The sequence below is a fragment of the Micromonospora sp. HM134 genome, from assembly GCF_007833915.1.
Lineage (GTDB): Bacteria > Actinomycetota > Actinomycetes > Mycobacteriales > Micromonosporaceae > Micromonospora > Micromonospora wenchangensis.
Window position 1 is genome coordinate 3,126,973 of the sequence record NZ_CP041061.1, and the last position, 9,242, is coordinate 3,136,214.

General features: G+C 75.1%; 1 pseudogene. It reads left to right on the forward strand.

Going from position 1 to position 9,242, the window contains the following annotated elements:
* Positions 1-43: 43 nt before the first annotated feature.
* Positions 44-9,202 (forward strand): annotated as a pseudogene (locus FJK98_RS13630) (type I polyketide synthase); the annotation flags it as partial.
* Positions 9,203-9,242 lie beyond the last annotated feature (40 nt).

Below are 9,242 nucleotides of genomic sequence, written 5' to 3' on the forward strand. Positions count from 1 at the left end.
GACTGACGTGGCGGACGAGGACAAACTGCGCGAGTACCTCCGACGGGCCATCGCCGACGCCCGCGAGGCGCGCGGCCGGCTGCGCGAATGGGAGGAACGCGCCACCGAGCCGATCGCCATCGTGGGCATGGCCTGCCGGTTCCCCGGCGGCGTACGCAGCCCGGAGGACCTGTGGCGGGTGGTCGCCGACGGGGTGGACGTGACGTCCCCGCTGCCCACCGACCGGGGCTGGGACGTCGACCGGCTCTATCACCCCGACCCGGACCACCCCGGCACGACGTACACCCGCACCGGTGGTTTCCTGCACGACGCGGGGGACTTCGACGCCGAGTTCTTCGGCATCTCACCCCGTGAGGCGCTGGGCATGGACCCGCAGCAGCGGCTGCTGCTCGAACTGTCCTGGGAGGCGGTGGAACGGGCCGGCATCGACCCGACGACGCTGCGCGGCACCCCGACCGGCGTGTTCGTCGGGGCCACCGACCAGGACTACGGACCCCGCCTGCACGAGGCCCCGCCCGAGGTGCAGGGTCACCTGCTCACCGGCAACACCGCGAGCGTCGCCTCCGGACGCGTCGCCTACCAGCTCGGGCTCACCGGCCCGGCGGTCACCATCGACACGGCCTGCTCGTCGTCGCTGGTCGCCCTGCACCTGGCCGTCCGCTCGCTGCTCGCCGGGGAGAGTGACCTCGCGCTCGCCGGTGGGGTGATGGTCATGTCCACCCCGGGCACGTTCGTCGAGTTCAGCCGGCAGCGGGGGATCGCCCCGGACGGACGGTGCAAGGCGTTCTCGGCCGACGCCGACGGTGTCGGCTGGGGCGAGGGCGCCGGCATGCTCCTGGTCGAGCGCCTGTCGGATGCGCGTCGGCTCGGTCATCGGGTGTTGGCGGTGGTGCGGGGTAGTGCGGTGAATTCGGATGGTGCGTCGAACGGCCTGACCGCGCCGAGCGGTCCGTCCCAGGAGCGGGTGATTCGTCGGGCGTTGGCGGTGGCGGGTCTGTCGGTGTCCGACGTGCAGGTGGTGGAGGGCCACGGGACGGGCACCCGGTTGGGTGATCCGATCGAGGCGGAGGCGTTGTTGGCGACGTACGGGCGGGGTCGGGTGGTGCCGTTGTGGTTGGGGTCGGTGAAGTCGAACATCGGCCATACGCAGCATGCGGCGGGTGTTGCTGGGGTGATCAAGGTGGTGTTGGCGATGCGGCACGGCATCGTCCCGGGGTCGTTGCACGTGGCCGAGCCGTCGGGGTTGGTGGACTGGTCGTCGGGTGGGGTGGAGGTGGTGCGGGGGTCGCGGGAGTGGGTGGTGGCTGATGGTGGTCGTCGGCGGGCGGGGGTGTCGTCGTTCGGGATCAGTGGGACGAACGCGCACGTGATCGTGGAGGAACCGCCGCCGGTGGAGGCGGGTGCTCCGGAGGCGGATGCGGTGGTGGCGGGTTCACGGGTGCCGGTGGGGGTGATGCCGTGGCCGGTGTCGGCGCGGTCGGTCGCCGGAGTGCGGGACCTGCTGGGGCGGTTGCGGCCGTTGGCGGCAGGGTCGGACGGGCCGTCGGCGGTGGATGTGGGGTGGTCGTTGGCGTCGACGCGGTCGGTGTTCGGTGAGCGGGCGGTGCTGCTCGACGGTGAGACTGTCGCGGATTCGACGTCGCTGACCCCGGAGATCCGGGAACTGACCGCAGGCGATGGCCCGGTGACGGTCCCAGCCCCCGGTCTGGGCCTGGTGTTCGGGGGTCAGGGTGGTCAGCGGGTGGGGATGGGTGCGGGTTTGTATCGGGCGTTTCCGGTGTTCGCGTCGGTGTTCGATGAGGTGTGTGGGCTGTTGGGTGGGGACGTGCGGGAGGCGATCTCGTCCGGGGTTGGTCTGGATGGGACGGGTGTTGCGCAGCGGGCGTTGTTCGCGGTGGAGGTGGCGTTGTTCCGGCTGGTCGAGTCGTGGGGTGTGCAGCCGGCGGTTCTGGTGGGTCATTCGATCGGGGAGATCGCCGCCGCACACGTGTCGGGGGTGCTGTCCCTGCCGGATGCGGTGACGTTGGTGTCGGCGCGGGCTCGTCTGATGGCGGCGTTGCCGGCGGGTGGGGCGATGGTGTCGTTGCGGGCCTCGGCTGAGGCGGTGCAGCCGTTCCTGTCCGGTGATGTGGTGGTCGCGGCGGTGAATGGTCCGTCGGCGGTGGTGATCGCCGGCCCCGAACAGGAAACGCTGCGAGCGGCGGAGACGGCAGCGACCATGCTGGGCGTCCGACAGCGGCGGTTGTCGGTGAGTCACGCGTTTCATTCGCCGTTGATGGAGCCGATGTTGGACGAGTTCCGTGCGGTGGTGGAGGGCCTGTCGTTCGGTCCGGCGCGGATTCCGGTGGTGTCGACGGTGACGGGGCAGGTCGAGGATCTTGCGGACCCGGATTATTGGGTGCGGCAGGTGCGTGAGCCGGTGCGGTTCCACGAGGCGATCGAGGCGGCTGGTCCCCGTTCCTGGTGGGAGTTGAGCGCGGATGGTGGTCTGTCGTCCCTGCTGGCCGACGGTATCCCGATGCTCCGTCCCGGCGTCGATGAGGCGGTCAGCGCGGTGACGGGGTTGGCGCAGGTGTGGGTACGCGGCCACGACGTGGACTGGCGGGCGTACTACGGCGGCGGCACCGTCGTCGACCTGCCCACGTACCCGTTCCAACGGCAGCGGTACTGGCTGGAATCCGTACGCCGCGGCGACGAGCCGTACCTGATCCAGGAAACCTGGCACACCGTCGACCTGCCGGCGGCCCCGACCCTCGACGGCGACTGGCGCATCGTCACCGACGACACCGTCGACGCGCGCCCGTTCGCCGACCTGCTCACCGGGCACGGTGCCCGGGTCGAGATCACCGACGGGCCCGGCAGCACCCCGGTCACCGGCATCCTCGCCCTCACCGCCGACCCGGTCCCGCTGCTCACCGCCCGCACCGGCCCGGTGTGGCAGGTCACCGGGGACGCCGCGACCATCGGCCGGGGTCGGGCCCTGGGCTGGGCGTGGCCGGACACCTGGCGGGGCACCCTCGACCTGCCCACCGACCCGGACCCGTACACCGGTGGGCTGCTGGTGGCCGCCCTCGCCGCTGCCGACCCGACCACCGAGCACCTCGAACTGCGTCCCGGCGGGGCCCGGGCCCGCCGACTCACCCCGGTACCCGCCGGCGGTCCCGAGTGGACGCCGCACGGCACGGTGCTGGTCACCGGCGACGGCCCGGGTGCCGACCTGATCGGCGGCTGGCTCACCGCCGAGGGGGCGACGGTCCGCCGGGTGCACCCGGACGAACTGGCCGGCGCGACGACCGGACCCGGGGTGACCGCCCTGGTGCACGCCGACACGGGCGTCGACGCCGACGAACTCGACCTCACCGGCGGGCCGGACACCGTCGTGCTGCTCACCCCGCTCGCCGGCGTCCTCGGTGCGCCCGACCTACCGGCGGCGGGCCGGCGGCACGCGGTCGCCGTCCACACCGCCCGTACGCTGGCCGCGCAGGGCCGTACGGCGAGCGTGGTGGCCTGGGTCGACCCGGCGGACCGGCCGGTGGCGGGGGTGGACGCCGCACCGGCCGACGCCGCCGTCGCCGCGCTGCGGCGCGCGGTGGGCGGTCGGCTGCCGGCCGCGGTGGTCGCCGCCCTCACGCCGGCCACCCTCGGCGTCGCCGACCTCCCCCCGGGGGTACGCGGCGTGCTCGGCGGGTACGCCGGCCCGCCGCCCGGGCCCACCGGCGGGCAACTCGACCCGGCCGACCTGCTGCCCCTGGTACGCCGGGAGATCGCCGTCGCGCTGGGGCACCCGGACACCGGCCGGGTCACCGCCGACCGGCCGCTGGGGGAGCTGGGCATCGACTCGATGACGGCGGTCACCATCCGCAACCGCCTCGCCGCCGCCACCGGGGCGGACCTGCACACCACCGTCGTGTTCGACCATCCCACCGCCCGTTCCCTGGCCGGGCACCTCGCCGCCGCCGGAACCCGCCCCGCCGACGCCCCCACCACCGTCGCAGCCCCCGACGAGCCGTTGGCGATCATCGGGATGGCCTGCCGGATGCCCGGCGGGGTGCGTACCCCCGAACATCTCTGGCGGCTCGTGCTCGACGGCGTCGACGCCATCTCGTCGTTCCCCACCGACCGGGGCTGGGACCTCGCCAACCTGGTCCACCCGGACCCCGACCATCCCGGCACCAGCTACACCGACCAGGGCGGGTTCCTGACCGGGGTGGCCGAGTTCGACCCGGCGTTCTTCGGCATCTCCCGCCGGGAGGCGCTGGGCATGGACCCGCAGCAGCGGCTGCTGCTGGAGACGGCGTGGGAGGCCGTCGAACACGCCCGGATCACCCCGGAGTCGCTGCGCGGGACCAGGGTCGGGGTGTTCGCCGGAGGCAACGGCAACGACTACGCCACCACGATGACCCGCGCCCCGGAGGGCGTCGACGGCTACCTGATGACCGGCAACGCGGCGAGCGTCGTCGCCGGCCGGATCGCCTACCTGTTCGGGCTGGTCGGCCCGGCGCTGACCGTCGACACCGCCTGCTCGTCGTCGCTGGTGGCGCTGCACCTGGCCGGGCACGCGCTGCGCGCCGGGGAGTGCACGATGGCGCTGGTCGGCGGCGTCACCGTCATGTCGACCCCGGGCACGTTCGTCGAGTTCAGCCGGCAGCGGGGCCTGGCCCCCGACGGGCGGTGCAAGGCGTTCGGCGCGGACGCCGACGGCACCGGCTGGGCCGAGGGCGCAGGCATGCTGCTCGTCGAACGGCTCTCCGACGCCCACCGCCACGGCCACCGGGTCCTCGCCGTGGTCCGGGGCTCCGCCGTCAACCAGGACGGGGCGTCGAACGGCCTCACCGCACCCAACGGCCGCTCCCAACAGGCCGTGATCACCGAGGCGCTGCGCACGGCCGGCGTCGCCGCCACCGACGTCGACCTGGTGGAGGCGCACGGCACCGGCACCCGGCTCGGCGACCCGATCGAGGCCGAAGCCCTGCTGGCCACCTACGGTCAGGGCCGACCGGCCGACCGGCCCCTGTGGCTGGGTTCGCTGAAGTCGAACATCGGGCACACCCAGGCCGCCGCCGGGGTGGCCGGGATCATCAAACTCGTCCACGCCCTGCGCGACGGCGTACTGCCCCGGACGCTGCACGCCGACGAACCCACCCCGTTCGTCGACTGGCGGCGCGGCGCGGTGGAACTGCTCCGCGAGCAGCGCCCCTGGCCGGCCGGTCCGGGGCCACGCCGGGCGGCGATCTCCTCCTTCGGGGCCAGCGGCACCAACGCCCACGTGATCGTCGAGGCCGCCCCGCCGACCGTCGACCCCGCCCCCTCGGCCGCGCCGCCGGTCACCCCGTGGGTGGTGACCGGGCGGGACGAACGCGGCCTGCGCGCCGTCGCCGCCGACCTGCTCACCGTCGCCGACCGGGTCGACCCGGCCGACCTCGGGTTCTCCCTGGCGACCACCCGCCAGCCACTGGAACGGCGGGCGGTGGTCACCGACACCGTCGGCCTGCGGGCGCTGGCCGACGGGGACCTTCCGCTGGTCACGCCCGGCCCCGGCGACCTGGGGTTCCTCTTCACCGGGCAGGGCGCGCAGCGGGCCGGCATGGGCCGGGGACTACGGGCCGCCTTCCCCGTCTTCGCCGCCGCGTTCGCCGAGGTCTGCGCCGCCTGCGACGGGCACCTGGGCCGGTCGTTGGCCGACGTCGTCGACACCGGCGACGGCCTCGACGACACCACCGTCACCCAACCCGCGATCTTCGCCGTCGAGGTCGCCCTGTTCCGGCTGCTGGAATCCTGGTCGCTGCGACCGGACGTGCTGGCCGGGCACTCCATCGGCGAGATCGCCGCCGCGCACGTCGCGGGGGTGCTGTCGCTGGCCGACGCGGCCACCCTGGTCACCGCGCGGGGCCGGCTGATGGGCGCGCTGCCGTCCGGCGGTGTGATGGCCGCCGTCCGGGCCGCCGAAGCCGACGTGGTGCCGCTGCTCACCGCCGAGGTGGGCATCGCCGCCGTCAACGGCCCCCGCTCCCTGGTGCTCTCCGGCACCGCGTCCGCCGTGGCCGCGGTGACCGACGCCCTCGGCGTGCCGGGCCGGCGGCTGACGGTCAGCCACGCGTTCCACTCGCCGCTGATGGCACCGATGCTCGACGACTTCCGGGCCGTGGTGGGCGGGCTCGCCTTCCACCCGCCCCGGATTCCGGTGGTGTCCACGGTGACCGGTCGACCCGCCGACCTGACCGACCCCGACCACTGGGTGGCCCACGTGTCCCGACCGGTGCGGTTCGCCGACGCGGTCGCCGCGCTGCGCGACACCGGCGTCGACACCCTGCTGGAGGTCGGCCCGGACGCCGCGCTCACCCCGCTGACCGTCGACCTGCTGACCGGGGACGCCACGGTCACCACCACGATGCGCCGGGACCGGGACGAGGCGGCCACCCTGGTCGCCGCCGTCGGCGAGGTGTTCGCCCGGGGGCACCGGGTGGACTGGGCGGCCTGCTACCGGGGCGGCGACGCCCGCGCGGTCGACCTGCCCACCTACCCGTTCGCCCGGGAACGGTTCTGGCTCACCGCCCGCCCCACCGGCGGCGTCGACGCCGCCGGCCTCACCGGCACCGACCACGGCCTGGTCGGGGCGCTCGTCGAACACGTCGACGACGACGGGCTGACCCTCGCCGGCCGGATCTCCACCGCCACCCACCCGTGGCTCGCCGACCACGCCGTGCTCGACACGGTGCTGCTGCCCGGCACGGCGTTCGTCGACCTGGCGGTCACCGCCGCCCGCCGCGTCGACTGTGCCGGTGTCGACGACGTCACCCTGGCCGCGCCGCTGGTGCTGCCGGCGGGCCGGGCCGTCGACCTACGGGTGACCGTCGCCCCACCCGCCGACGACGGCCGCCGGGCGGTCACCGTCCGGTCCCGGCCGGCCGGGGGCACCGGGTGGACCACCCATGCCACCGGCATGCTCACCCCCGACGGCGGCCCGGTGGAGGCGCTGCGCCAGTGGCCGCCGCGCGACGCCACCGAGATCGACGTGTCGGCCGCGTACCCGGCGCTCGCCGCCGCCGGCTACCGGTACGGGCCCACCTTCCAGGGGCTACGCCGGGCCTGGCGACGGGGCACCGAGGTGTACGCCGAGATCACCCTCCCCGAACCGGCCCGCCCCGACGCCGCCGGCTACGCCCTGCACCCCGCCCTGCTGGACGCGACCCTGCACGCGGTCATGCTCGACTCCCTCACCGCAGCCGAACCGAGCCTGCCGTTCGCGTGGAGCGGGGTGCGGGTGGTGCGTCCCGGCGGCACCGAACTGCGCGCCCGGTTCGTCCCGGTCGGCGAGTCCGCGGTGGCGGTGACCCTCGCCGACGGTACGGGCGAACCCGTCGCCGTCGCCGAACGGCTGGACTGGCGGCCGGTGTCCGCCGCCGCGCTGCGCCCCACCCACCACGAGTCGCTGTACCGGCTCAACTGGACCGAGGTCGCCGTCGGCGCGGCCGGGGACGACCCGCCGTCCTGGCAGCGCCCCGACAGCCCCGTCCGACTGGTGACCCTGACCGGCCCGGACGGCACCGACACCGTCGCCCGCACGCACGCGGCCACCACCGGGGCGCTGCGCCTGGTCCAGGAATGGCTGGCCGACGACAACGACCGTACCCTCGTCGTGCTGACCACGAACGCCGTGCCGACCGCCGGCGGTGAACCCCACGACCTGCCGCTGGCCGCAGCCCTCGGCCTGCTGCGTACCGCCGCCACCGAGAACCCGGGCCGGGTCGTGCTGGTCGACCTCGACGGGTCCGCCGCCGCCCGCCGGTTGCTGCCCGCCGTGGTCGCCGCCGCCGAACCCCAAGCCGTGGTACGCGGCGACCGGGTGCTGGTGCCCCGCCTGGTCCGGTTGGAGACCGCCGACGGGCCGGGCACCACCCTCGACCCGTCAGGCACCGTGCTGCTCACCGGCGGCACCGGCGGCATCGGCGCGGCCCTGGCCCGGCACCTGGTCCGCCGGCACGGCGTGACCCGGCTGCTGCTGACCAGCCGCCGGGGCCCCGACACCGACGGCGTCGGGAAACTCGTCGCCGAGCTGGCCGAACTCGGCGCTGAGGCCACCGTCGTCGGCTGCGACACCGCCGACCGGGACGCCGTCGCCGCGCTGCTCGCCGGCATCCCCGACGAGCACCCGCTGACCGCCGTCGTGCACCTGGCCGGCGTCTCCGACGACGGGGTGCTCGGCTCGCTCACCCCGGACCGGGTCGACGCCGTGCTGCGACCCAAGGTCGACGCGGTGTGGCACCTGCACGAGCTGACCGCCGGGCGGAACCTGTCGGCGTTCGTGCTGTTCTCCTCGGCCGCGTCGGTGTTCGGGGCGCCCGGCCAGGGCAACTACGCCGCCGCGAACGCCTTCCTCGACGCGATGGTCCACCACCGTCGCGCCCGGGGGCTGACCGCGACCACCCTGTCCTGGGGGCTGTGGGAGGGCGTCGGCGGCATCACCGGGCACCTCACCGAGGCCGACTTCCGCCGGATGGCCCGCTCCGGCGTGGCCGCCATCCCCGTCGCCGACGGCCTCGACCTGCTGGACGCAGCACTGGCCCAGCCCCGGGCCTGGGTGTTTCCGCTGCGCCTCGACCCGGCGGCGTTGCGGGGTCAGGGTGACGCGCTGCCCGCCGTGCTGCGCAGCCTCGTCCCCGCCGCCCGGTCGGCCACCGCGCCCGTCACCCCGACCGTCGACCTGGCCGCCCTCCCGCCGCAGGACCGGGACCCGGTCCTGCTGGACCTGGTACGCGGCCAGGTGGCGGCCGTCGTCGGGCTCACCGCCGTTGACGTCGACCCGGGCCGGCAGTTCCGGGACCTCGGCTACGACTCGCTGACCGCCGTGGACCTGCGCAACCGGCTCGGCGCGGCGACCGGGCTGCGGCTGCCCGCCACCCTCGTCTTCGACCATCCCACCCCGGCCGAACTGGCCGCCTACCTGGCGGAACGGTTCGCCGACGAGGCCGGGGACACCGGCCCGGCGGTGCTCGGCGGGCTGGACCGGTTGCACGCCGAGGTGCTCGCCGCGGATCTCGCCGCGACGGCGCGGGCGGCGGCGCGGGCCCGGCTCAAGGACATCCTCGCCCTGCTCGACGAGCCCGCCGCAGCGGGGGAGAACGTCGACGCGGAACTCGCCGACGCCTCGGCGGAGGAGGTCTACGCCTTCGTCGACCGCGAACTCGGCATCTCCCTGGACTGACCCGACCGACCCCATTCCACGACCAAGGGCGGAAGAGACC